This is a genomic window from Atopomonas sediminilitoris (assembly GCF_022601735.1).
GTDB lineage: Bacteria > Pseudomonadota > Gammaproteobacteria > Pseudomonadales > Pseudomonadaceae > Atopomonas > Atopomonas sediminilitoris.
The window spans coordinates 54923-79159 of the sequence record NZ_JAKUMM010000001.1; the positions used below are offsets into that span (position 1 = coordinate 54923).

Sequence of the window (24237 nt, forward strand, 5' to 3'; positions counted from 1 at the left end):
TTACTCCTCACTCTGCGCAGCAGGCGCTGTATAGGTACGTTCAAACACGGGCGTACTGCGCGCGGTAAAACCATTGGCGTCGCGGGTTACAAACAACGCCGCTAACGCGTGTTGCTTAGCAAAACTGTAGCCCTCATCAGGGCCTAGCACCATCAACAAGGTTGATAGGCCATCAGCTTGCTCGGCCGAAGGGTGTAAAACCGTCACCGAGGCCAGATTGTGGCTGATCGGTTTAGCCGTACGCGGGTCCAGCGTATGGGATAAGCGTACGCCGTTTTCTTGGTAATAATTCCGGTAATCACCCGAGCTAGAAACACCGATCCCATCCAGTTCGACCACCTGTTGGGCAACCCGTTCATTATCGTGCGGGGCTTCAATGGCAATGCGCCAAGGCTGTGCTTTGGGCTTTAAGCCTTTGGCTTTAAGCTCGCCGGTGACCTCAATCAAGTAGCGATCCACGCCCTGCGCCTCAAAGCGCTGGGCGATTTGGTCGACCACAAACCCTGCCACCACGCTATTAAAATCCAGCTGAACGGCCGCTGCTTTACACAGCTCACCAGCGGCGCGATCGACACGAACATGGCGAAAACCAACGTTGGCGCGCGCATCAGCCAATGCCTGTTCATCAGGATGCTTCAAGCCAGCATCGCCAGGGCCAAAACCCCAAGCTTGCAGCAACGGCTTAATCGTCGGCTCGAAAGCGCCTTCACTTAATGCAGCCAAATTCAGCGCTGTTGCTGTGACGTGCAAAACGCTGTCTGGCATGGCCATGCAACTATTCGCCGGCAATGCATTGAACTGTGACAACAATGAGTCATCGCGATAAGTCGAAAACGCCGCATCGACTTCCGTCAAATACTCATTGACCAGCAACTGTAAGTCAGCAGCGGCCGGTGTATCTGCAGTCGCCACGAACTGCACCGTATAAGTGCTGCCCATGGTAGGACCGGAAAAACGCTCAATCTGCTCACGCTCAAACAAACAACCCGTCAAGACGACCAGCAAGCTGGCCATCAAGACGGGTTGCAGATAGGCGCGGCAGCGTTTAGCCACCAAAGTCATCAAGCAGGATGTTCTCTTTTTCAACGCCTAGATCAGTCAGCAACTTAACCACTGCCGCGTTCATCATCGGCGGCCCGCACATGTAGAACTCGCAATCTTCAGGAGCCGGATGGTCCTTCAGATAGTTCTCAAACAGTACGTTGTGAATGAAGCCCTTGTAGCCTTCCCAGTTGTCTTCCGGTAGGGGATCAGACAAGGCTAGGTGCCACTTAAAGTTTTCATTCTCGGCTTGCAGTGTGTCGTACTCGTCTACGTAGAAGGTTTCACGCAGGGAGCGCGCGCCGTACCAGAAGCTGATCTTACGCTTAGAATTTAAACGCTTAAGCAGATCAAAAATGTGCGAGCGCATGGGGGCCATGCCGGCACCACCACCAATGAAGACCATCTCGGCATCCGTGTCTTTGGCAAAGAACTCACCAAAGGGCCCGTACACAGTCACTTTATCGCCCGGCTTAAGGCCAAACACCCAAGAAGACATCTGACCTGGCGGCACGTCTTTGCCCGGCGGCGGCGAAGCAATACGAATATTGAACTTCACCAAACCGCGCTCTTCTGGGTAGTTAGCCATGGAGTAAGCGCGGATAACGGTTTCGTCGACCTTAGACACATAGCGCCACAGGTCAAACTTATCCCAGTCTTCACGGAAGCGCGGCTCAATCTCGAAGTCTTTATAGTTAACCGTGTGCGGCGGGCATTCCAGCTGCACATAACCACCGGCGCGGAAGTCGACGCTTTCTCCATCAGGCAGACGCAGGGTCAGTTCCTTAATGAAAGTAGCCACGTTGGGATTGGACTCTACGGTGCACTCCCACTTCTTCACGCCAAAGACTTCTTCCGGCACTTCGATCTTCATGTCGGCCTTAACCGGCGTCTGGCATGATAGGCGCCAGCCTTCACGGGCCTCACGCTTGGTGAAGTGCGACTCTTCAGTCGGTAGCATTTCGCCACCGCCGGACTCGACCACACACTTGCACTGCGCGCAGGTACCGCCGCCGCCACAAGCCGATGACAGAAAGACGTTATTGCTGGCCAGCGTTTGTAGCAACTTGCCACCGGCCGGCACAGTAATGGTGCGCTCGCCGTTGATTTCAATGGTGACATCACCGCTGGAAACCAACTTGGCGCGCGCCATCAGGATGATCACCACCAACGCCAAAACGATGGCTGTGAACATGCCTATAGCAAGGAAAATCTCATAATTGATCATAGGTTCATCCTTTGCTTACAGCTGCACGCCGGAGAAGGACATAAAGCCCAGCGACATCAAACCGATCGTGATGAAAGTGATCCCCAAGCCTTGCAGGCCATCCGGTACATCGCTGTACTTGAGCTTCTCGCGAATACCCGCCAACGCGGCAATCGCAAGCGCCCACGACAGACCTGAACCCGCGCCGTAGACCACGCTTTCAGTCAGGTTGTAATCGCGCTCAACCATGAACAAGGTGCCACCCATGATGGCGCAGTTCACGGTGATCAGCGGTAGGAATACCCCCAGCGCGTTGTACAAGCTCGGCACGTACTTATCCAAGGTCATCTCAAGGATTTGTACGATAGCCGCGATCACACCGATGTAGCTCAACAAGCCTAAGAACGACAGGTCTGCTTCTGGCAGGCCGGCCCAAGCCAGCGCGCCGTCTTTTAACAAGTAGGTGTAGATCAAGTTGTTGGCCGGCACGGTGATGGCCTGCACTACAACAACCGCAATGCCCAAGCCAATCGCAGTCTCGACTTTCTTGGAAATGGCGATGAAGGTACACATGCCAAGGAAGAAGGCCAGCGCCATGTTCTCCACGAACACGGCCTTCACGAACAAACTAATGTAATGCTCCATTAGTAAGCCTCCTTGTTAGACACTTGTGGCGCCATTTTGAAGGCGGGCTTCTCAAGCTGGTCTTTCTTCCAGGAGCGCAGCGCCCAGATGAACAAGCCAATCAGGAAGAACGCCGACGGTGGCAACAACAACATACCGTTTGGCAGATACCAACCACCGTCATTGATCACCGGCAGGATTTCGTAACCCATCAGCTTGCCTGCACCGAACAGCTCGCGAATAACACCCAAGGCAATCAGCATAACGCTGTAGCCAAGGCCGTTACCGATACCGTCAACGAACGACAAGAACGGCGGATTCTGCATGGCGAAAGCCTCAGCGCGGCCCATCACGATACAGTTGGTAATGATCAAGCCGACAAACACCGACAGCTGTTTAGACAGGCTGTAAGCAAAGGCTTTGAGCACCTGATCCACCATGATCACCAACGAGGCGATGATCACCATCTGCACGATCATGCGAATGGAGCTAGGGATCTGGCTGCGAATCATGGAAATGAACAGGTTGGAGAAACCGGTTACCAAAGTCAGCGCGATAGACATCACCAGCGCAGTCTTAAGGTTTGAGGTCACCGCCAACGCTGAACAGATACCCAGAATCTGCAAGCCAATCGGGTTGTTGTTAAAAATAGGGTTAAGCAGTACTTCTTTGGCTGTCATTTTCGACATGATCAAGCCTCCCCAGCACGTAGCTTGGCAAGGAAGGGACCAAAGCCCTGCTCGCCTAACCAGAATTTCAGCAGGCTATCGACCCCGTTACTGGTCAAAGTAGCACCGGCCAACGCATCCACTTGATGCACCGCTTCAGCGCTTTGCGGATCAACACCGCCTTTAACCACAGCCACTGACAACTTACCGTCAGCGTCGAACAGGGTTTTACCCGGCCATTGACCTTTCCACTTGGGGTTATCCACCTCACCACCCAGCCCTGGCGTTTCCGCATGCTGGTAGAAGCCCATACCCTTCACAGTGTTCAGATCGCCTTTCAGCGCGATAAAGCCATATAGGGTTGACCACAAGCCATAGCCACGCACGGGCAAAACAACCGTAGTGATTTGACCTGACTCTTCAACCAGATAGACCGTGGCCAAATTTTCTTGGCGCTTGATCTGGGCTTTATCTTGCTCGCCAGTCAGTACACGTGACTGCTTTGGATCTTTGGCGGCTTTGAACTGGTCGTAGCTCTTAGCATCAACGGCATCCGAGAATTGACCAGTGCGCAAATCAACGATCTTGGCCGTGATTTTTTCGCCATAAAGCTTTTTGATTTCGCTCGACGACAGCGCTTTGCCGCCATCTAGGCCAGCAATGGACAAGATGCTGCGCTGCTTATCCAGCTGCTTGTTTTCAATTTGCGTCGGTTTCAGTGCAATAGCAGCACCGGCCACGAAGACCGAGCACACCAAGCACACCAGCAACGCCACCACGAGGGTGCGCGCAGTGGATTCCTTTTGGTTAGACATTACGTGCCAGCCTCCGCTTGATGTTGGACTGCATGACAAAGTGGTCAATCAACGGTGAGAACAGGTTGGCGAACAGAATGGCCAGCATCATGCCCTCAGGGAAGGCTGGGTTAACCACACGGATCAAGACCACCATCAGGCCAATCAAGGCGCCGAAAATCCACTTACCAGTGTTGGTCATTGACGCTGACACTGGGTCAGTCGCCATGAACATCATGCCGAAGGCAAAGCCACCGACCACCAAATGCCAGTACCAAGGCATGGCGAACAGCGCGTTAGTGTCCGAACCGATGGTATTGAACAGCGTACTGGTAGCCACCATGCCGATCATGACACCGGCGACAATGCGCCACGCGGCAATCCGAGTCATGACCAAGACGCCACCACCGATCAAGATCGCCAGTGTGCTGGTCTCACCCATTGAGCCTTGAATATTGCCCAAGAAAGCGTCCATCCAAGTGATGCCGTTAGCGATGATGTGCTCAACGCCACCTGCGGCGCCCAAGCTCAGCGCGGTTGCACCGGCGTAACCGTCAACGGCAGTCCAGACCGCATCACCCGACATTTGTGCAGGATAAGCAAAGAACAGGAACGCGCGGCCGGTCAGGGCTGGGTTAAGGAAGTTCTTGCCGGTACCGCCAAACACTTCTTTACCTAACACCACGCCAAAGCTGATACCCAACGCGACCTGCCACAGCGGGATGCTGGGCGGCAGAATCAAGGCAAACAGCACGGAAGTGACGAAGAAGCCTTCATTGACTTCGTGCTTACGGATAGAAGCGAACAGCACTTCCCAGAAACCGCCGACGATGAAGGTCACCGCATACACCGGCACGAAGTACGCTGCACCGTGGATGAAGCAATCCCACAAGCTGTTGGGATCAAAGCCTGCAAACAGGCTAATCAAGCCAAAACGCCATCCATCTTGCGCCGCCAACAGGTCAGGCTGCGCAGCAAAGATGCCGTTGGCCTGTGCACCAATGTTGTACATGCCGAAGAACATGGCGGGGAACGTGCATAGCCACACCAAAATCATCATGCGCTTAAGGTCTAAGCCGTCACGCACGTGTGCTGTGGATTTAGTCACGCTGGATGGGCGGTACAGGAAGGTATCCACGGCCTCATAGAGGGCGAACCACTTCTCGTACTTACCACCGGATTCAAAATTGTGCTCGATCTTATCGAGATAGGAACGTAGCCCCATGGATCAACCCTCCTTCTCAATGCGCGTTAAATTATCCCGCAGGATTGGGCCGTACTCGTACTTACCGGCACACACATAACTGCACAGCGCTAGATCTTCTTCTTCAAGCTCTAAGCAGCCAAGCTTCTGTGCCATCTCGGTGTCACCCACGATCAGGTAACGCAGCAACTGAGTCGGCAACACATCCAGCGGCATCACGGACTCGTAGTTACCGACCGAGACCATCGCGCGGGGTGAGCCGTTGGTTGAGGTGTTGAAGTTGAACTTCTTACCGCCGGCCAACTTGGACACGAAGATATTGAGCACGGAGTGCTTCTCAATGCCGGCACGCACGTAGTGCAGCATTTCGCGCTCGCGGCCTTCCTGCAGACAAGACACCTGCTGGTGGTAACGACCCAAGAAAGCAAACGCGCCACGCGCGGTACGGCCACCTAAGATGGAGCCTGAAATCACGCGATTGTCACCCGCCTGCAACTCGCCAGCGGTTAGCTCATCAAGATTGGCGCCCAAACGGGTACGCAGCAAACGCGGCTTAGTCACAACGGGTCCTGCCAAAGCGACCACGCGCTCAGTCCAGAGACTACCAGTGGTGAAGAGCTTGCCGATGGCGATCACTTCTTGGTAGTTGATCGTCCAAACGATTTTATTCACCGAAACAGGATCAAGGAAGTGCACATGCGTGCCTGACAAGCCCGCCGGATGTGGACCCGCAAAAGACTCACTGGTCACACCCGCCACTTGCGTACCTGGCACTTTGGCGCCGTCCGCATGACAGAGGAATACCTTGGCCAAACGCCCTAGCACGTTTAAGCCTGCCTCAAAGTCAGCCGCATACTCAGCCAGCACTACAGCAGGGTCTGCTGCGAGCGGATTGGTATCCATAGCGTTAACAAAGATGGACGCAGGAACGGCATCAATCGCCGGCACCTTGCTGTAAGGACGAGTCCGCAGGGCGGTCCACAGACCGGATTTGACCAAGTTATCGCGAACCGCTTGCGGGTCCACTTTGGTCAGTTGAGCGGCGTCAAACTGAGCAAAAGTTTCTTGCTCATCGCCCTCAACATCAATCACTACCGATTGCAGCACCCGCTTCTCGCCACGGTGAATGGCGCTAACCACACCGCTGGCCGGAGCAGTAAAAACCACTCCTGGTGTTTTTTTATCGGCAAACAGTACCTGCCCGAGTTTGACGCGATCACCGACTTGCACCTGCATCGTAGGCTTCATGCCGTGGTAGTCGAACCCCACGACACCTACGCTGCGTACTGGCCTTGCGGACTCAATACGCTGTTCAGGCGCTCCGGTGATAGGCAGATCTAAACCGCGCTTGATTCTTATCATGTGCCTAGCCTAACCACTGGTTATAAAAATTATCGGGTTCAAGCCTTCATTAAAGATTCTAAACAGTGGCCAACACTGCTTTATCAGCCTTATTGATGGCACAAACCCAGTTAAAAATCGGGGAGATTATAAAGGCCATACCCCCGAGCATCCACTCAAGCGCTTGGTTTTTTGAGGTTTTCCTTGAGCAGGACTCGATAATTACATCTCGATACAGCACGCTATGCTCCAGCATAGTCACTAAGTCGAGACTGAGCATGATCAAGTCACGCTTTAATCATTTATTGCTGTTGGCGTGCATTATCACTGCCATCAGTGGCCCGGCGCATGCCACCAAAGAGGTACCCTTTGCCCCGCAGATTGAGGTAGATCAACAGCGCTTACGATTAAACGGTGAGTACCTGTTGGAATACCTGTGGGTCGATGTGTACCGCGCAGCACTGTACCTACCCGCCAGCACAACGCCTCAGGCTGATGACGTTTTGAGCCCCGCCCTAAGCAAACGCCTTGAGTTGGCTTACCTGTACGCCCTTAAACGCGACGACTTGATTGAAGCCGCTTGGCAAACGCTGCGTCGCCAACACAGCCAAACGCTGCTCAAGCGCCTGCAAAGCGACATCGATCAACTGCACGAGGCTTTCACCGCGATCAAGCCCGGCGATCATTACAGCCTGGACTACAACGCCAACAACCAAACGCTGACCCTACGCTTTAACCAGCAGGTCGTATTCAGCCGCGCCAATGCAGAGCTAGCCCAAGTGTATTTAGGTATTTGGCTCGGACCAGAGGGCTTATCCGACGCCCTTCGCGCCGCACTCATCGGCAAACCCTGAATAACAAGCCACCAATAACCCAGCAGAAACAACACAGGGAGCCGAAGCTCCCTGTGTTTGTACAGCCGATGGCTTACGCCGGGAAGGCCGGCGGGTTAACCCCAGCCATATCTTCCAGAATACGCACAACCTGACAGCTGTAGCCAAACTCGTTGTCGTACCACACGTACAGCACAACGCGATTGTCTTGGCAGATAGTGGCCTGACCATCGACCACACCAGCATGACGGCTGCCCACAAAGTCCGTAGAAACCACTTCCGGCGACTCGGTGTAGTCGATCTGCTTGTGCAGCGGCGACTCCAGCGACATTTCGCGCAGGTAGTTGTTCAGCTCTTCACGCTCAGCGGCTTTCTCAAGGTTCAGGTTGAGAATGGCCATTGACACGTTCGGCGTCGGGACGCGAATCGCGTTGCCGGTCAGCTTGCCAGCCAGTTCAGGCAGCGCCTTAGCCACGGCCTTAGCTGCGCCAGTCTCGGTGATCACCATGTTCAACGGTGCACCACGACCACGGCGATCGCCCTTGTGGAAGTTGTCGATCAGGTTCTGGTCGTTGGTGTACGAGTGCACGGTTTCCACGTGACCATTAACGATACCGAATTTGTCGTTGACGGCTTTCAGCACCGGCACGATGGCGTTAGTGGTGCAGGACGCGGCGGACACAATCGCATCTTCAGCGGTGATGGTGTCATGGTTGATGCCATGCACGATGTTCTTCAGGCCTTTACCCGGCGCCGTCAGGACGACGCGTGCAGCGCCCGGGCACTTCAGGTGCAGGCCCAGGCCTTCGGCGTCACGCCACTTACCGGTGTTGTCCACCACGATGGCGTCTTGGATGCCGTACTGGGTGTAATCCACAGTCGACGGATCGTTGGAGTAGATCACCTGAATCTGGGTGCCATTGGCGGTAATAGTGTTGTTGACTTCATCAATGGTGATGGTGCCTTGGAACGGGCCATGTACCGAGTCACGACGCAGCAAGCTGGCACGCTTGACCAGGTCATTGTCGGCACCTTTACGCACCACGATGGCGCGCAGACGCAGGCCTTCGCCAGCACCGGCTTTTTCGATCATGATGCGCGCCAGCAGGCGACCGATACGGCCAAAGCCGTACAGCACAACGTCAGTGCCTTTGCTCGGCACCGCGCCTTTCTTGCCAGCCACCGAGGCCAGCTCGTCAGCCACAAACTGCTCAACCGACTTGCCCGCACCAGAACTCTGGTACTTAGCCGCCATGCGACCCAGATCAACCGACGCCGCGCCCAGCTTTAAATCTGCCATGGCTTTAAGGATCGGGAAGGTCTCACGCACAGAGATTTCGCTGTTGTCGATTTGACGACGAGCAAAGCGATGCGCTTTCAGAATGGCGATCACCGAACGATTCACCAGGCCACGACCACAAATGGACGTCACCACGTTGTTGTTGCGGTACAGCTGGCCAATCAACGGAATCATGGCTTCAGCCAGTTCTTCACGTTCGACCCAGTCGTTGAGGCAGGCTTCAGGCTTATCAGTCACGGCGACACCTTTGCAGTCAGGTACAGGGGAAATAAGGGGCGCATATTATGACCACCCACCCAGCTTGGGGCAATCACCAGTGGGCAGGTACTGCCAAGCCAGCCTTAGGTCGGTACAATCGGCGCTTTTGTCATGGAGTCGATGCCGTGAGCCCATTGCATCTGCCTGCGTTACCCGCGCAGGGCAAGCAATCTTGGAGCAACCTGCAAGGTGCCGCGCTGGCACTCGCACTGGCCGAAGCCGCACAGCGCGAGCAGCGTTTCCATCTACTGCTCACTTGCGACAGCCAGCAAGCAGAAAACATTGAGCAAGACGTGGCGTTTTTCGCCCCCCACTTGCCCGTGCTGCGCCTACCCGACTGGGAAACGCTGCCTTACGACATCTTCTCACCGCACCAAGACATCATCTCGCAACGCTTGAGCACGCTGTTTCGCCTGCCACAAGTCGAGCATGCGCTCTTGATCGTACCGATCAGCACCGCCCTCCACCGCTTACCCCCGCAGCACTACATCGGCGGCCAATGTCTTGAGCTAAAAACCGGGCAAAAACTCAACCTCGACAGCATGCGCGAGCAGCTAGAAGCCGCCGGCTACCGCTGCGTGGATACGGTGTACGAACACGGCGAATTTGCCGTGCGCGGCGCCCTGCTCGACCTGTACCCCATGGGCAGCGATGCCCCACTGCGGGTGGATCTGTTTGACGACGAAATCGACACCCTGCGCACTTTTGATCCAGAAACCCAGCGCAGTCTCGATAAGATCGACAGCTTGCGGCTGTTGCCGGGCCGCGAGTTTCCCGCCAGCAAAGAAGCGTTACTGCAGTTTCGAGCGCGCTTTCGTGAGCGTTTTGACGTCGATTTTCGCCGCTGCCCGCTGTATCAGGACTTATCCAGCAACCTGATCCCGGCCGGCATTGAATATTACCTGCCGTTATTTTTTGAGCAGACTGCCAATCTGTTCGACTACCTGCCGGCCGCGACGTGTTTATTCACCCTGCCCGGCGTCGAGAAAGCCGCGGAACAGTTTTGGCGCGACGTGCGTAATCGTCATGAAGAGCGCCGCCACGATATCGAGCGACCGATTTTGCAGCCCAACGAGCTGTTCATCGCCGTTGAAGACTGCTTTGCCGAAATCAAACGCTGGCCGCGCATCACCCTTGACGCCGGCGCACAAGAACCCGGTGTCGGCATCGAACACATTGCCTGCCAAGCACCACCGATGCTGCCGGTCGATGCCAAAGCCGAGCAACCGCTGGCTGCCTTGGCGCACTTTCTAGAGCAGCAAACGGGGCGCGTGCTGTTTGTCGCCGAGTCGGCCGGCCGCCGTGAAGCGCTGCTGGAGCTACTGGCACGCATCCAAATCAAGCCGGAAACGGTCGAGGACTGGAGCGCGTTCTGCCAACAAGCACCGAGCCACGCCATCACCCTGGCGCCGTTGCAAAACGGCTTACTCACCGACTCGCTGGCGATCATTTGTGAAAGCCAGCTGTTTGGCCAGCGCATCGCCCAAAGCCGCCGCCGCGAGCGACGCGGCGAGAGTGGCGACAATCTGGTCAAAAACCTCACCGAGCTGCGCATCGGCGCGCCGGTGGTGCACATCGATCACGGTGTCGGCCGCTATCAAGGGCTGACCACCATCGAGATTGACGGGCAAAGCACGGAGTTTTTGCTGCTCGAGTACGCCGACGAAGCCAAATTGTATGTACCGGTAGCCAACCTGCACCTGATCGCCCGCTACAGCGGTGCCGACGATGAACACGCGCCACTGCACCGGCTCGGCAGTGAGCAGTGGCAAAAAGCACGGCGCAAAGCCGCCGAACAGGTGCGTGACGTCGCCGCCGAGCTGCTCGACATCTACGCGCGGCGGGCGGCGCGTAAAGGTTTTGCCTTTAGCAATCCGGAGCAGGATTACCTGCGCTTTGCCGAAGGCTTCCCCTTTGAGGAAACCCCCGACCAACAAGCCGCTATCGACGCGGTGATCAATGACATGACCCGCGCGCAGCCGATGGATCGACTGGTCTGCGGCGACGTTGGCTTTGGTAAAACCGAAGTTGCCATGCGGGCAGCCTTTGTCGCCGTGCATAGTGGCAAACAAGTGGCGGTACTGGTGCCCACCACCCTGCTCGCGCAACAACACTTCAACAGCTTTCGTGACCGCTTTGCCGATTGGCCGGTGAAAGTTGAGCTGATGTCGCGCTTTCGTTCCAGCAAAGAGGTGGCCGACGCCGCCAGCGCGCTGGCCGACGGCAAAGTCGATATCATCATCGGCACTCATAAATTGCTACAAGGTGATGTGCAATTTGCCAATTTGGGCTTGGTCATCATCGACGAAGAACACCGTTTTGGTGTGCGACAAAAAGAGCAGCTCAAAGCACTGCGCAGTGAGGTCGACATCCTCACGCTGACCGCCACGCCTATCCCACGCACATTGAACATGGCGGTCTCGGGACTGCGCGAGCTGTCTATCATTGCCACTCCGCCGGCACGACGCCTGTCGGTGCGTACCTTTGTCATGCAGCAGAACAAGCCGGTGATCAAAGAAGCCGTGCTGCGTGAGTTACTGCGCGGCGGGCAGGTGTACTACCTGCACAACGAAGTCAAAACCATCGAAAAATGCGCCCAAGAACTGGCCGAGCTGGTGCCTGAGGCGCGGATTGCCGTCAGTCATGGGCAGATGCGCGAGCGTGAACTCGAGCAAGTCATGGGCGACTTCTATCACAAGCGTTTCAACGTACTGGTGACCACCACCATCATTGAAACCGGTATCGATGTACCCAGCGCCAACACCATCGTGATCGAGCGGGCGGACAAGTTCGGCTTAGCCCAACTGCACCAGCTGCGCGGCCGCGTGGGCCGTAGCCACCACCAAGCTTATGCCTATCTACTCACGCCTGACCGCAAGCAAATGACCCCCGACGCCGAGAAGCGCCTTGAGGCCATCGCCAACGCGCAAGACTTAGGCGCCGGTTTTGTCTTGGCCACCCACGATTTAGAAATTCGCGGTGCTGGCGAGCTCTTGGGCGACGGCCAAAGCGGACAAATTCACGCCGTCGGTTTTAGCCTGTACATGGACATGCTCGAGCGCGCGGTGAAAGCCATCCGCAAAGGCGAGCAGCCCAACCTTGAGCAACCGCTCGCCTCCGGCATTGACATCAATCTGCGTATTCCCGCGTTGATCCCCGAAGATTATCTGCCGGATGTGCACACCCGCCTGATCATGTACAAGCGCATCAGTAATGCCGAAGATGAGCGCGCCCTGCGTGAATTGCAGGTAGAAATGATCGACCGCTTTGGCTTGCTACCCGAGCCCAGCAAAAACCTGATGCGTTTGACACTGTTAAAGCAACAAGCAGAAACACTGGGCATCAGCAAAATCGACGCCAGCGCCCAAGGTGGACGCATCGAGTTTGGCCCGTCCACCGCGGTCGACCCGCTGGTGATTGTGAAACTGATTCAAGGCGAGCCAACGCGCTATCGTCTTGAAGGCGCGACCTTGCTACGCTTCAGCACCCCCATGAGCCGTGCCGAAGAACGCTTTAACGCGATCGAGGCGCTACTAGAGCGCTTGGCTCGCAAAGCCTAACCCCATGAAGGATCTCACCGTTATGCCGCTGCTGCGCAACCTGTTGCTGTTACTGACCTTGACCTGTGCGCCTGCGATGGCGCAATCGCTGTATCAAATTGAGGTGTTGGCCTTCCGGCAGGCCCAACCGCTGCTGGCCAGCCAGCCGGTCAACGATGCGTGGGCCGATGGCGCCCAAGCAGTGCAGCCAGAGGCGTCAATGACCCCCATGCTGGTGCAAGAAGCAGAGCGCCTAAGTAGCCCTGCCAATGGCTATGAGCTGCTCATGCAACAAAGCTGGAAGCAGACCGTGACCGAGCAACCCGTCAGTGTGACGATCGGCCAAGGCGACAGCCAAGACGGCCATCAGCCGGTGGAACTTAAGCTGGACTTACGCAAGCAAAATTACATTGATGCCGGCGTTGACCTGTGGGTAAACCACTTCGGCGAAGACGGCCTGTTAATGGCCAGCGAGCGTCTCAAGCAAGAGCGCCGTATCAGCTACAAAGAACTCAACTATTTTGACCACGGCAGCATCGGCTTATTGATTCGCGTTACCCCGCTTTAACGCACGCGACACGCACAACAAAAAAGGAGCCTCGCGCTCCTTTTTTGTTGTCACCGTTTAGAGACCCCGCACTAGTTCTTAATTCACCCGCGCCATGCTGGCGGGCATTGGCAGCAAATTAAAGCGCCGCCATGCTTGTCGCCAGCGCCGCCACTGTGGCCGCAATAACCATAGCGCCAACGGCACACTCAGCCATAAAGCGCCTAAAGCCTCGGCAGGCAGCAAAAACAGCACCAACGCGAGCAAACCCACGCCTAGGCTGGGCCGCAACCAACGCAGCACACTGGCGGTGGCTAAACAGGCGCGCAACATCACGCGTCCCCCTGCCCGCTGGATACGCGCCAGCGAGTTGTTCGCGCTGGTACGCATCAAGCTATGCAGCTCGTAGCCTTGCGCCGCCAGCAACGCTGGCAGCCGCGCGGGCTCGACGCCGCGCTGCAGCCAAGGGCGGATCAACCCCACACGCACCGCCCAACCGCTGGGCGATAGCTGCAAGCCGGCCAATGGGGCGCGGGCAAAATGCTGGCTGATCTCTGATAGCCAATGCGGCTCCCAGAGTGACTGCGGTGGGTTGAGCAATAAGATATCACTGTCATCGTGCAAGCCTTCGCTGGGGCGTTGCGCGGCACTCAGCCAACGCACCGGCAGCTGGCGAAAGCCCGGCTGCTGTAGACAGTCCGCGACAATCAGGCCGGCGTCATCGTGCTGCTCGCTGTGCAATAGCAATTGCCAGTAGGCCCGTGGATAACGCCACAAGCGCGCACAATCTAGGCCTTGCACCACATGTTCAGCTTGGCCTGCCAAGGGCCAATACAGCTGAAAATACAAAGGCTCTGCCTCGCTGGTCGTTGGGCTAATGCCACGCACTGGCTGACACAGCGCCAACACACAGCGGTTTTGCACGCGAGATAACAGCGGCTGCAACATCAGCAAGGCTACGGCGAGCCAGGCAGTCACACTCAGCACATCTAACCAAACCCACATCGCCAACTCCTACAGCAGGCCACCCTGCTCGTCAGCCACTGACCCTGCACGCCAAACAGCGCGCAGACACTAACTTGAGCATAGGTGGCTTTACCGCGCTTGCAGGTTGCCGCCGATAAAACGCTATGCGCCCCACGTAGCGATAAAGCGCTCGCGCGGGCAGAAATACAGCATGGCGGTCTTCTCCGGCATTTCAATCAACCCCTGCGGCTCGTAGCACAAGCGCTCAGCCAGCACGGCATAGGGTTTAACCCGATGGTCCGGCTCGCCGACCACTTTGCTTGCGTTGGTTGCGGCAAACAGCAGCTGGGTCGCCACACGGATAATCGCTTCCGCGTAACCCTGGCCGACCTTGCCAGCCTCGCCGATCAACAGATGCCAACCCCAGTCATTGCCATCGGCCGGATAAAACTGGCCTAACCGATCCGTCGCGGCGTGGTACAGCTCCATATAACCGATTTCCAGCCCATTGACCGACACCATGCATAAGCGGTGATGCGGATCAGCCAGCGCTGCGGTGAAGTGTTGCTGCAGCGCTTCAAGGGAATGATTCAACTGCCATTGCTCGATCACATGCTCGGCGTTCATCCAACGGTGTAAGGCGGGTAAATCGCGCGCTAGTTGCACCTGTCGTAGCCGCACCACGCAGCCGCTGGGCAAATCGGCGCGCTGGTAGTCATAGCCGTGCTGGTCTAACAAGCCTAAGGTCCCGTGATTTGGCCGTGTGCGCCAATGCTGCTGCACCGCCGCGCTGATCGGGTTGCCGATCGGCGCCAGCACATCCGGCACGGGGCGCTCTGCATCATCGGCGTAGCCTTGGGTTAATAGGCGTACGCGGTTCAGGCAAACCTTTTCAAAGCCTGCGCGCTGCATATCAAACAGCGCAATTCGCTCCGCCAGTTCAGGATGAGCCGCGTGATAATCCTCCATGGCTGTGCGCGCCAACGCCCAGAAGGTCAGCTCTTCAACCCCCAACTGCTGAGCGATTTCGCTGATGTAGCGGTAATGCACCACAAACAAGCCGGTGAAGATAAAATGCCCGAGCACCTGCGGCGGGTGACGCAACAAGACGTTGGCCAAGGCGGCCGGCAGACTCGCCAGTTCGGCAAAGTCCTGATCGATCAGGTTGATATCGTCGATGAAATCTTTGACCACCAAGCGCGTCGGCACACCCTGTTGGTGGACCAGCAAGGTGTTCTCACCGTGCGGAGAAAACACCAAGCCATAGCGATACAAGCAGTGCAGCAAAGGCGGCAAGCACACCGCAAAATAGCGCGCCAACCACTGTTCAGGCGTCAGCCCTGAACGCTTGATCAGGCTCGCCAACAGCGGCTTGCCGTGTGCATCCACATGCACCAGCGCCGCTTGAGTCACCGCTTGCTCACCCTCGACCAACAAGCTATCGACACTTTCGCGCCACAAGCAGCCAAACAACTCGCGGAACTGATACGGGCTGCCTTGCGTGCTCTCGTAGCCTTGATGAGGCACATTAACGCTGGCGATTTCGCGCAGCATCAGCAGACCTTGCGCCTTCAGTACCGGATCACGCCCTAAGGTTTGCCCCAACCATTGGCTTAGCGCGGGGGCCAGTTCGGTGCGTTCACCCGGCAAGCCGCGATACACCGCCGTGTTAAGGATCGATAGCGGCAATTTGATATGCGGCTTGTGCGGCTGCACCGTGTTGGCCAAGGTACGAATCGACTGCAGCGGCTGATACGCCTCGGGCGCGAAGCCCAGCCAAACCAAGCGCCGCGCCGCGATTTCGCCGGCAAAGGCGTTGATCAGCCAGTGGTCCCACTGCCACGGATGTACAGGCAGCCAAATATAGTCCCGAGCCACGAGGTCTTGGGCCGTGAGCACCTGGGTAAAGCGCGCTTGCGTGTCGGCATCGAGTTGCGCATCGCGCATCGCTTGCTCGCTCAAGCCATCCACCGCGTGCCAATGCGCCAACGCGCGGGACACCGCCACCCAAGGTAGCTGTAATGCAGCGGCGCTTTCTGGTGCGTAGCGGCGGTAATCGTCGTAGGAAAAACCAATCCGCCCTTTGCTCATCACAATCCAAGGATGCCCGTGCAAGTGGCGGCTCACTTGTGCGTCGCTTAAGTCCAGCAATTCATCGCTGCTGGGTCTGGGCAAGGCGCGCAAGTGCACATCGGCCAGCCACGTGTTACTCAGCTCGCGCTGCAAGTAGGTCAAGGTAAAGGGCGTTATGGCGATGACCTGCGCGAGTTCACGCACAAACTGCAGCAAGTCCCACGCTGGCTCACCGTCACGCAGCACGCTACCGCTGACAATCGCCCAGTGCCCCAACAACCGTTGGCGAGCACTGAATTGATAACACACAGCGCCCAGTTGCACGGTCCACGCACCGGCACTGTTGGCTTGGGCCGTGATCACTTCTTCGTACAAAAACTCAGCCAAACACTTTTCCAACAGAGCACGCCCTGCGGCCTGCCAATGTTCTTGAGTTAAGACGGCGCTCAGCGCCAGCTCAGCCTGTGCGGCTGCGCACACCACGGGGGCATTCATCAGTTAAGTTCTCCAACAGGTTGCGGCGCCTTAGCGGCCGCAAACACCCAGTAATGGGCGATTAATAGAGTGAGCAGCAGCACTAACGCTGCCACTAAAAAGGGCGAGTTCAAGCTGTGCCATGCCACCAGACTGGCGGCTAACAAGGGGGCGATGAGCTGCGCAAGGTTTTGCACCACGCTGGCCAAGCTGTATTGCCAGTGCACATCAGCCCCAGCGCCTTCAAACAGGTGCAACTCAAGACTGGCTTGCGCCAGTAGCAAGGTGGCGCCAAACAGCAAGCGCGCCACCAGCAAACTGACGAAGCTGTCGCTGAGCGCTTGCGCGAGCAAACTCAACGCCATCAAACCCACGCTGAGCGAGAACACGCGCTGGCGCTGCGCCACCTGACACCAGCGCGGCACCAGCGGCATGCAGGCCAACACCATCAACGAAGGCAGAAAGAACGCTACCGCCGCCTGCCACTCGCTTAATGCCAGCGTTTGTTGACCAAACAAGGTGAAGTACGGGCGCACCACATTTGCCGCCAAATTGAACAACAAAATGGCGGCGGCGAAGGCCCACACAGCGCGCCATGACCACACCCGAACGGCTTGTTCAGCCTTAACCGCAGGCACTGCCGCGCCACGCTTGTGCATGACCAGTACGCACAGCACGATCTGCAACACGTCCAGCCCTGCCGCCAGCACGAACAGTTGCAAGGGGTTATCCCACTGAATCAACCAAGCACTGGCGGCGGTCGAGCTGATCAACGCCAAGTGCACGACGGCCTGCACACTCCCCACCACTTGCGCTTGGCGCTGACCGCCACAGAGCTGAATCAGCAAGGTGTAAAACAGCAGATAACTGCTCTTACACAGCAACAAAAGCACCGACAGGCCAACAAACTGCTGCAGGTTGTCGACAAAGGCGCACAGCAGGGTAAACACCGCAGCACCGCCCTGCCCGATGATCAACAACTTCAGCGGATCAAACCGGCGCGCCAGCAAGCCCCACAACGGCGCCCCCAGCAACACGGTAAAACGGCACAGGGCGATGTACTGACCGGTGATTTCTAAGTCTGCAACCGCAAACACACGCTGAAAAAACTGCGGGTAAAACGGCGCTAACAGCGTCTCGGTGAAGACAAACAGAAAGCCACACACCAGCAGCAAACGCGTCACCCACGCCTGACGACCTGCCGCCATCACGCTGCCACGCCAAAGCGTTGGAAGGCGCTGCGCTTGGGTAGCTTAAACGCCTCTCGCCCCAGCAATTGATTGGCAATATGCCCGGCACGAATCGCCCCCAGGCCTAAGTCCGGCGCGCCCATGCCGTGGGTGTGTAGCTCACCGTTTTGCACAAACAAGCAACCGGGGCCTTGGTGCTTAACCCGATAATCGCTATCAATTTGCAGGCGCTCTTGGCCGTCCCACGCAATGGCTTGCTGCAACCCACGCAAACAACTGGGCAGCCGATGCGCATAACCGGTCGCCGCAATTAAGGTGTCTACCTCGCGGGTAAAAGTGACGTTTTGCTGACTGTGGCGGAAGGTTAAACGCAAGCTACCGTTGTGCGCGCGCTCAGCCGCAGTCAGCGTGCAATGCCCCATCAACTCGGCCGGCAACTCAGCGCCAGCCACGGTACGGTGGTAGAGCAAATCGAAGATCTCACTGATCGTGGTGAAGCTAATGCCTTTGTAAAACAGCCCTTGGTTAGGCAGCAGTTGGTCTTTGGTGCTTTGCGGCAACCGCTGGAAATACTCGGTGTAGTCGGGGGTGAAATGCTCCAGCCCGAGCTTGGAGTACTCCATCGGCAAAAAGCCTTGCGCGCGCGTTAGCCAGTGCAGCGCGTAATGCCGTTGGCCGTGGCGATCCTCTTGCTCACTCAGCAGGTGCTGGAACACCTCGGCCGCCGACTGGCCACTGCCGAGCACCATCACCCGCTGCGGCCGCTGGCCGGCCTCAAACGCTGGCAAGAAGCGCGTGGCAAAGTCGGCGCTATGCAGCACTTGCTTAGGCTGAGCCAGCGCCAGTTCACGCAAACAAGCGGGCAGATTCGGCACGCTGCCGGTGCCCAGCACCACATGGCGCGCGTACTCCACCCGCGTGCCACTTGGGCTTTGCACCTCGACGCGATACAGGTCTTGCTCGATTCGCACATCCACCACGTGATGGGCAAAGTGCAGGCTCGCCAGTTGCTCAGCCACCCATTGGCAGTAGTGGTTGTATTCACGCCGTGGGGTGAAAAAGTTTTCATGGAAGTAGAAATGGAACAGCCGGTCCTGCGCTTGCAGGTAATTCAAAAAGCTATAGCGGCTGGTTGGGCACACCATGCTGACCAGATCGGCCATAAACGGCACTTGCAAGGTCGTGCCGGGCAAAAGCAAACCTTGGTGCCAGTTAAACGCGGCTTTTTGCTCAAAAAAACACGCATCCAGCTCTGCGTGCTGATCCAGCAAGGCCGCCAGGCTCAGGTTAAATGGCCCGATGCCAATACCAATCAAATCACGCACTTGCGCCATCACGCACCTCCCACAATGGATTATTCAATTGCACGTACACCGACTGCTCGGTCAGCGGCGCCACCAATTCATCGATACCGGCCAAACGCGTCAGCAGGTTGCCCTTGTAGGGCAGACTGGCCGCGTTCAGCACCGGCGCTAACAAGCTGTTGTGCGGATAACGCGCATCAATCACCTCAAGCGCCGTGCGCAATTGGCGCAGTAACGGCCGCTCGTCCACCAAGCCGCTATGGCCCATCGCGTTGATCAGCCCGAACAAGGTGTTGTGGAAGAAGTAATAGTGAAAACGCTCATCCACAAAGGCTTGCGGCCCCACCGACTCGGCCGCGCCGGCCAGCTCGGGCACCTGTTGCAACACGCGCCCGGCGCGCTCTTCGATGTAGTAAAAGCCTTGGTTATCGCGCACCCAAAAACGGGCCGGCCACAGGTTTTCCAGCTCGATCAAGGTGTTTTGCTGGTGCGCCTCAAACGCCATGCCGTATTCCAAATACAGCGCCAGCATTGGCTCAACCGCCACCGTAATGAAGCCCGCCAACCAGCGTTCGGCGGCCTGTTGCGAGCTAATACCTTCTCGCGTTGCCAGCACACTTAAGAGCTCAGTGAAACGATTCCCCGGCTGCTGCGGATGGTCTTGGCACAGCGCCGCCATGCAGGTCACCGGTGCATCGGCGGCGAACGGGTTGTCGCGCAGGATGCAGGTCGCCTCATCCAGCACCTGCCCCTCGACCTCAAGGGTTAGCCACGCCGGATCATTCACCGGGCGTAAGGTCGGGAAACGTTGCTTAAGCTCATCGCCCAAGCTGCTTTGCCACAACAGGCAGCCCAGCTCGCCGCGTAAGCACTCACGAAACTGATTGATACGGACCGAGTTAGTGATGGCCACCGACAGTGAGCACTTAAACATCCATGGCACGTTAGGCGCGGCAAGGGTGCGAATGGAGCTGGTGGGCCACAACGGCTCGCCCTGCTCACCTAAGTCGAGCAACTGGCCAGCGGCGATCAGCTTTTGAATCGACTCACGGCCTAACAAATGCCGCGCTTGCCAAGCATGCAGGGGCAGTAACTCCCAGCGCTCTTGTTGCACTAGCGTGTCACGCGCCCGCTGGCTTAGTGCCGTTTGCGCTAACAGCCACTCACGCAGCATGGCGGTGGGCTTAGCCCCTTGGCTGGCACTTTGTTTGATCAAGCCTGGCGCCAACAACCACCAGTGCAAGCGACAGCGTGCTGCGGCCTCAGGCGAGAAGTGTTCACTCTCGCCAGCACTAAAGCCTTGCCGGCTTTTCGGCGCGGGATGGGTTTGATGGCCGACCAGCAGCGCCTGCTCTGCGTGATAAAAGTTCACGTGGGCTGCAAACAAATCCGCCAAGTCGGCCTGCCGCTGCGCCAAAAAACCACGCATCGTGGCCATGCTTTGCAGAAACAAAGCCAGAATATCGCCGCTATCGGCCGGCAAATGCCCACCCTTAAAGCGCTCAGCCAAGTCACACAGCAACAAGCTCGCCAGTAACTCGCTGGGCAGCGGCTGATAGCCGTCAGCCTTGCTCGTCACGATGGGGCCGCTGATGCGGTGTCGGCCTGTGGGGCTGTGATACGCCAACGGCACCCAAATCAGCTGATCCAATGGCTGCAATCTCAGCTCCAGTACATCGGCACAGGGGCACAGCGCTTGCAGTGCCGGCGCTAACGCCGTGCGCGGGCGATGTTCGCCGAGGCCCGTTTCGCGCCAATAACAATTCAATAACGCCTGCACACTCAGGCGTTCGGCAGCATCTTTAAACACAAGGCACCTCGTTATGGGACTGAGCCGATACCGACACCGGAACCGACGCCAGCGCACGCAATGCCTCTAGCACCGCACGCAAATCAGCCAATGTGGTCAGCGGGTTTAATAAGGTCATTTTGAGAAACTGCCGCTGCTTAAGGCGGGTCGTGCTGAGGTTGGCGACGCCGCGCGCAAACAGCTGTTGCGCCAGCCGGCGGTTAAGCGCATCGCACGCCTCTGCCGTCATCCCGGGCTGACCACGATGCCGGAACAGCACCGCATTAAGCTGCGGCGCAAAACCCAGCTCTAAGGCCTCGTCTTGGGCGATCTCGCGTGCTATGGCTTGGGCCAGATCGACGCCGTACTCAAACATCGCCGCCATGTCTGCCCGTCCGACCGCGCGCAAGCTGAGCCACAACTTCAAGGCATCAAATCGGCGCGTAGTAGACAGTGACTTGTAGACCAGATTGGGTACGCCGTCGGCCTCGTCCTCCAGCGGATTCAAGTAATCGGCGTGCAGGCGCATCAACGAAAAGTGCTGGCGATCGCCTAACAAAAACGCGCCGCAGCTAATCGGCTGCAAGAACTGTTTGTGGAAATCCAAGGTGATCGAATCCGCCCGCGCTATGCCTTGTAAGCGCGGGCTTAAGCGCTCACTCAGTAACGCCGCACCGGCCCAAGCCGCATCCACATGCAGCCAAAGGTGATGGTCACAGGCCAAGTCGGCCAGCGCAGGCAGCGGGTCAATGGCGCCGGCATCGGTTGTGCCGGCGGTTGCGAAAAGGGCAAAAGGCCGCTCGCCGCGGGCCTTGCAGTCTGCCAGCGCTTGTTCACAAGCCTGCAGGTTGATGCGCTGGTCGGCATCGACCGCCACGGCAATCGCGGCCTGCGCGCCAAGGCCTAATAACGACAGGCTCTGCTGCACCGAAAAGTGCGCCTTCTCGGAGCACAACACCCGTAACGTATGCGCTTCTGGCGGCAATCCCGCCACGCGCACATCGCAAGCAAAGTGCTCGGCGCAATAACGATCACGCGCCAACAACAAGCCCATCAAATTGCTTTGCGTGCCGCCTGAGGTGAACACGCCATCGGCTTGCTCGGGCAGCCCGGCCAAACGCACCAAGAAGTCACATAACTGTTGCTCTAACACGCTGGCAGCAGGGCTCTGATCCCAAGAATCGAGCGATTGATTGGCCGCGCTCAGCATCACTTCGGCCACTTGCCCAGCCTGTAACGTCGGGCAATGCAAGTGCGCCACGCAGGTGGGCTGATGCACACGTACGCTATGCGCCAGCACTTGCTCGGCGGCTTCGGCGCTCGCCTGCGCTAAGCCCACGCCATGCTCCGGACAAATTGGCAAGCCGGCCAAACGCTGGGCCAACTCTTGCGGCGACACGCCAGAATAAATCGCCGCAGGCGCCAGCAAGTGCGTATCCACGGCGGTGACGGCCGCCTGCATGTGTTGCTGATAAGCCGCTCGACTGGCCTGACTGGCGCCCAAGAGCAAACTCGCCCACTCAGGACGGGGTGCGAGTGCGCTCATGCCGCCACCTGCAAAGCGGCTTCAGCCGCGCGAATGGCCGCGTGCAACCGCTCACCCAGCTGTTCAAGCTCGGCATAACTGATGACCAACGGCGGCAACAAGCGCAGCACCGCGCCGTGGCGCCCACCTAGCTCCAGAATCAAGCCACGGCTAAAACACTCTTGCTGGATACGCCGCGCCAGTTCTCCCCACGCGCGGTAGCTACCCAGCGCATTGGCGGGCGCGCGCTTATCGACCACTTCAAGGCCCCACATCAGGCCACGACCACGCACCTCACCGATACACGCACACGACTGCATGATCTCGTTGAGGCGTGTGCTCAGCACGTGGCCCTTGCGCTGTACCTCGGTTAAAAAGCCTTCGCTGGCGATGTGTTTAAGCGTCGCCAAACCTGTGGCCATGCCGAGCTGATTGCCGCGAAAAGTCCCGGTGTGCGCCGCCGGCTGCCAAACATCCAACGCCTCACGGTACGCGAGCAAGGCCATGGGCAAACTGCCGCCGATGGCCTTCGACATCACCAAAATATCAGGGACGACACCGGCTTCTTCGCAGGCAAACCACTGCCCTGTGCGGCCAATGCCCGCCTGCACTTCGTCGATGATCAAGACAATGCCTAGCTTTTCGGTGATGGCCCGAATCCCTTTCAGCCAAGCGGGCGGCGCTGGAATAACGCCCCCCTCGCCTTGCACCGCTTCAAGAATCAACGCCGCTGGATGGCACACGCCACTCTCAGGGTCTTGCAGCAAGTGCTCCACATAGTGCAATGCGGCCTGCGTGCCGGCCTCGCCCCCCAAACCAAACGGGCAGCGATAGCTGTAGGGATAAGGTAAAAACTGCACGCCAGCCTGCAATGCGCCCAACGCCTGCTTGGGCGCTAGGTTGCCGGTCAAGGCCAAGGTGCCTTGCGTCATGCCGTGGTAACCGCCAGAAAAGCTGCAAACCGTGGTGCGGCCAGTCGCCGTTTTGGCCAGCTTGATCGCAGCCTCTACCGCGTCAGCGCCAGAGGGGCCGCAAAACTGCAAACGCCCTTCAGCCAACTCGCCCGGCAAAATGCTGCGTACTTGCTCGCAAAAGGCGTCTTTAAGCGGCGTAGTGAGGTCTAAGGTATGCAGCGGCAAGCCAGAGTGCAGAGTGTCTTGGATGGCTTGGATAATCAGCGGGTGGTTATGCCCCAGCGCCAGTGTGCCGGCACCGGCCAAGCAATCGAGATAGCGGCGACCGTCGGCATCGGTCAGCCAACAACCTTGCGCTTGGGTAATGGCCAAAGGCAGCTTACGAGGATAGCTGCGCACCGCCGACTCATAACGCGCTTGGCGCGCCAGAAAGTAGGCATTGGTATGAGGTGCTGGCAGATCGCTGACGCGAGAAGAAACAGACATGGCATGGCTCCGCTAATTGCAATAACTTTGCAGGCGCGCATGCTAATCGTTCTCATTTATAAATTAAACCACTAAAGCGTAAGGTTTTCGTATTTCGCCAAGTAGACCTCTTTTTGCCGTGTGTATTGCCCACACCACACAGCACAACGGGCGCTCTAAG

Annotated in this window: 18 protein-coding genes; 3 read left to right on the plus strand and 15 right to left on the minus strand. The window is 57.7% G+C overall.

Annotation, left to right across the window (positions count from 1 at the left end):
* The 7 genes from MKI83_RS00280 to MKI83_RS00310 are packed head-to-tail and all read right to left on the minus strand — an operon-like array spanning window position 1 to window position 6900.
* Window positions 1–1053 (minus strand): FAD:protein FMN transferase, encoded by a 1053-nt coding sequence (locus MKI83_RS00280; protein WP_370867328.1) that lies wholly within the window; start codon window positions 1051–1053, stop codon window positions 1–3.
* On the minus strand, window positions 1046–2269 hold the full coding sequence (nqrF, locus tag MKI83_RS00285) for an NADH:ubiquinone reductase (Na(+)-transporting) subunit F (protein WP_241582631.1): 1224 nt from the start codon (window positions 2267–2269) through the stop codon (window positions 1046–1048). Before nqrF ends, MKI83_RS00280 begins: the two co-directional genes overlap by 8 nt.
* Before the next feature lie 15 nt (window positions 2270–2284).
* Window positions 2285–2893 (minus strand): NADH:ubiquinone reductase (Na(+)-transporting) subunit E, encoded by a 609-nt coding sequence (gene nqrE / locus MKI83_RS00290; protein ID WP_241582632.1) that lies wholly within the window; start codon window positions 2891–2893, stop codon window positions 2285–2287.
* Entirely contained in the window at window positions 2893–3561 is a 669-nt protein-coding gene (locus MKI83_RS00295; RefSeq protein ID WP_370867318.1) for an NADH:ubiquinone reductase (Na(+)-transporting) subunit D, read from the minus strand. The genes nqrE and MKI83_RS00295 overlap by 1 nt, the downstream gene beginning before the upstream one ends.
* Window positions 3562–3563: 2 nt before the next feature.
* Window positions 3564–4355: a Na(+)-translocating NADH-quinone reductase subunit C gene (locus MKI83_RS00300; protein WP_241582636.1), complete on the minus strand. Its 792-nt coding sequence runs from the start codon at window positions 4353–4355 to the stop codon at window positions 3564–3566.
* The gene (locus MKI83_RS00305; RefSeq protein ID WP_241582637.1) at window positions 4348–5559 is read right to left on the minus strand and encodes an NADH:ubiquinone reductase (Na(+)-transporting) subunit B; all 1212 of its coding nucleotides are present in this window, start codon (window positions 5557–5559) and stop codon (window positions 4348–4350) included. Before MKI83_RS00305 ends, MKI83_RS00300 begins: the two co-directional genes overlap by 8 nt.
* Window positions 5560–5562: 3 nt before the next feature.
* Entirely contained in the window at window positions 5563–6900 is a 1338-nt protein-coding gene (locus tag MKI83_RS00310) for a Na(+)-translocating NADH-quinone reductase subunit A (protein WP_241582638.1), read from the minus strand.
* 257 nt (window positions 6901–7157) lie between these two features.
* On the opposite strand from MKI83_RS00310, the gene MKI83_RS00315 reads away from it, so the two are divergent.
* Complete coding sequence (locus tag MKI83_RS00315; protein WP_241582640.1) at window positions 7158–7733, plus strand: chalcone isomerase family protein; 576 nt, start codon at window positions 7158–7160, stop codon at window positions 7731–7733.
* 73 nt (window positions 7734–7806) lie between these two features.
* Here MKI83_RS00315 and MKI83_RS00320 read toward each other — a convergent pair whose 3' ends face one another.
* Window positions 7807–9249, minus strand: coding sequence for a glyceraldehyde-3-phosphate dehydrogenase (locus MKI83_RS00320; RefSeq protein WP_241582642.1), 1443 nt, complete (start codon window positions 9247–9249; stop codon window positions 7807–7809).
* A 146-nt stretch (window positions 9250–9395) separates the two neighbouring features.
* On the opposite strand from MKI83_RS00320, the gene mfd reads away from it, so the two are divergent.
* Together mfd and MKI83_RS00330 are read left to right on the plus strand one after the other, a co-directional pair.
* Window positions 9396–12830: a transcription-repair coupling factor gene (gene mfd, locus MKI83_RS00325; RefSeq protein ID WP_241582643.1), complete on the plus strand. Its 3435-nt coding sequence runs from the start codon at window positions 9396–9398 to the stop codon at window positions 12828–12830.
* 4 nt (window positions 12831–12834) lie between these two features.
* On the plus strand, window positions 12835–13377 hold the full coding sequence (locus MKI83_RS00330; protein WP_241582645.1) for a CsiV family protein: 543 nt from the start codon (window positions 12835–12837) through the stop codon (window positions 13375–13377).
* 78 nt (window positions 13378–13455) lie between these two features.
* Here MKI83_RS00330 and MKI83_RS00335 read toward each other — a convergent pair whose 3' ends face one another.
* The 7 genes from MKI83_RS00335 to MKI83_RS00365 form a co-directional block, all read right to left on the minus strand.
* Window positions 13456–14361 (minus strand): hypothetical protein, encoded by a 906-nt coding sequence (locus MKI83_RS00335; RefSeq protein WP_241582646.1) that lies wholly within the window; start codon window positions 14359–14361, stop codon window positions 13456–13458.
* A gap of 123 nt (window positions 14362–14484) precedes the next feature.
* Window positions 14485–16890, minus strand: a complete 2406-nt coding sequence (locus MKI83_RS00340) for a GNAT family N-acetyltransferase (RefSeq protein ID WP_241582647.1) — start codon at window positions 16888–16890, stop codon at window positions 14485–14487.
* Complete coding sequence (locus tag MKI83_RS00345; RefSeq protein ID WP_241582648.1) at window positions 16890–18077, minus strand: MFS transporter; 1188 nt, start codon at window positions 18075–18077, stop codon at window positions 16890–16892. Before MKI83_RS00345 ends, MKI83_RS00340 begins: the two co-directional genes overlap by 1 nt.
* The gene (locus tag MKI83_RS00350) at window positions 18077–19393 is read right to left on the minus strand and encodes a lysine N(6)-hydroxylase/L-ornithine N(5)-oxygenase family protein (RefSeq protein WP_241582649.1); all 1317 of its coding nucleotides are present in this window, start codon (window positions 19391–19393) and stop codon (window positions 18077–18079) included. The genes MKI83_RS00345 and MKI83_RS00350 overlap by 1 nt, the downstream gene beginning before the upstream one ends.
* The gene (locus MKI83_RS00355; protein WP_241582650.1) at window positions 19377–21173 is read right to left on the minus strand and encodes an IucA/IucC family protein; all 1797 of its coding nucleotides are present in this window, start codon (window positions 21171–21173) and stop codon (window positions 19377–19379) included. The genes MKI83_RS00350 and MKI83_RS00355 overlap by 17 nt, the downstream gene beginning before the upstream one ends.
* Entirely contained in the window at window positions 21166–22698 is a 1533-nt protein-coding gene (locus MKI83_RS00360) for a pyridoxal phosphate-dependent decarboxylase family protein (RefSeq protein ID WP_241582651.1), read from the minus strand. The genes MKI83_RS00355 and MKI83_RS00360 overlap by 8 nt, the downstream gene beginning before the upstream one ends.
* Window positions 22695–24077 carry a diaminobutyrate--2-oxoglutarate transaminase gene (locus MKI83_RS00365; RefSeq protein ID WP_241582652.1) on the minus strand — a complete coding sequence of 461 codons (1383 nt, stop codon included), beginning with the start codon at window positions 24075–24077 and terminating at the stop codon, window positions 22695–22697. Before MKI83_RS00365 ends, MKI83_RS00360 begins: the two co-directional genes overlap by 4 nt.
* Window positions 24078–24237 lie beyond the last annotated feature (160 nt).

What these genes read in the sequence shown, in the direction of transcription:
- MKI83_RS00335 (WP_241582646.1), bottom strand. Translation starts at nt 14,361, where the DNA reads ATGTGGGTTTGGTTAGATGTGCTGAGTGTGACTGCCTGGCTCGCCGTA.
- MKI83_RS00365 (WP_241582652.1), bottom strand. Translation starts at nt 24,077, where the DNA reads ATGTCTGTTTCTTCTCGCGTCAGCGATCTGCCAGCACCTCATACCAAT.
- MKI83_RS00310 (WP_241582638.1), bottom strand. Translation starts at nt 6,900, where the DNA reads ATGATAAGAATCAAGCGCGGTTTAGATCTGCCTATCACCGGAGCGCCT.
- MKI83_RS00300 (WP_241582636.1), bottom strand. Translation starts at nt 4,355, where the DNA reads ATGTCTAACCAAAAGGAATCCACTGCGCGCACCCTCGTGGTGGCGTTG.
- MKI83_RS00360 (WP_241582651.1), bottom strand. Translation starts at nt 22,698, where the DNA reads ATGAGCGCACTCGCACCCCGTCCTGAGTGGGCGAGTTTGCTCTTGGGC.
- MKI83_RS00330 (WP_241582645.1), top strand. Translation starts at nt 12,835, where the DNA reads ATGAAGGATCTCACCGTTATGCCGCTGCTGCGCAACCTGTTGCTGTTA.
- MKI83_RS00345 (WP_241582648.1), bottom strand. Translation starts at nt 18,077, where the DNA reads ATGGCGGCAGGTCGTCAGGCGTGGGTGACGCGTTTGCTGCTGGTGTGT.
- MKI83_RS00350 (WP_241582649.1), bottom strand. Translation starts at nt 19,393, where the DNA reads ATGGCGCAAGTGCGTGATTTGATTGGTATTGGCATCGGGCCATTTAAC.
- MKI83_RS00295 (WP_370867318.1), bottom strand. Translation starts at nt 3,561, where the DNA reads ATGTCGAAAATGACAGCCAAAGAAGTACTGCTTAACCCTATTTTTAAC.
- nqrF (WP_241582631.1), bottom strand. Translation starts at nt 2,269, where the DNA reads ATGATCAATTATGAGATTTTCCTTGCTATAGGCATGTTCACAGCCATC.
- MKI83_RS00305 (WP_241582637.1), bottom strand. Translation starts at nt 5,559, where the DNA reads ATGGGGCTACGTTCCTATCTCGATAAGATCGAGCACAATTTTGAATCC.
- MKI83_RS00340 (WP_241582647.1), bottom strand. Translation starts at nt 16,890, where the DNA reads ATGAATGCCCCCGTGGTGTGCGCAGCCGCACAGGCTGAGCTGGCGCTG.
- MKI83_RS00315 (WP_241582640.1), top strand. Translation starts at nt 7,158, where the DNA reads ATGATCAAGTCACGCTTTAATCATTTATTGCTGTTGGCGTGCATTATC.
- nqrE (WP_241582632.1), bottom strand. Translation starts at nt 2,893, where the DNA reads ATGGAGCATTACATTAGTTTGTTCGTGAAGGCCGTGTTCGTGGAGAAC.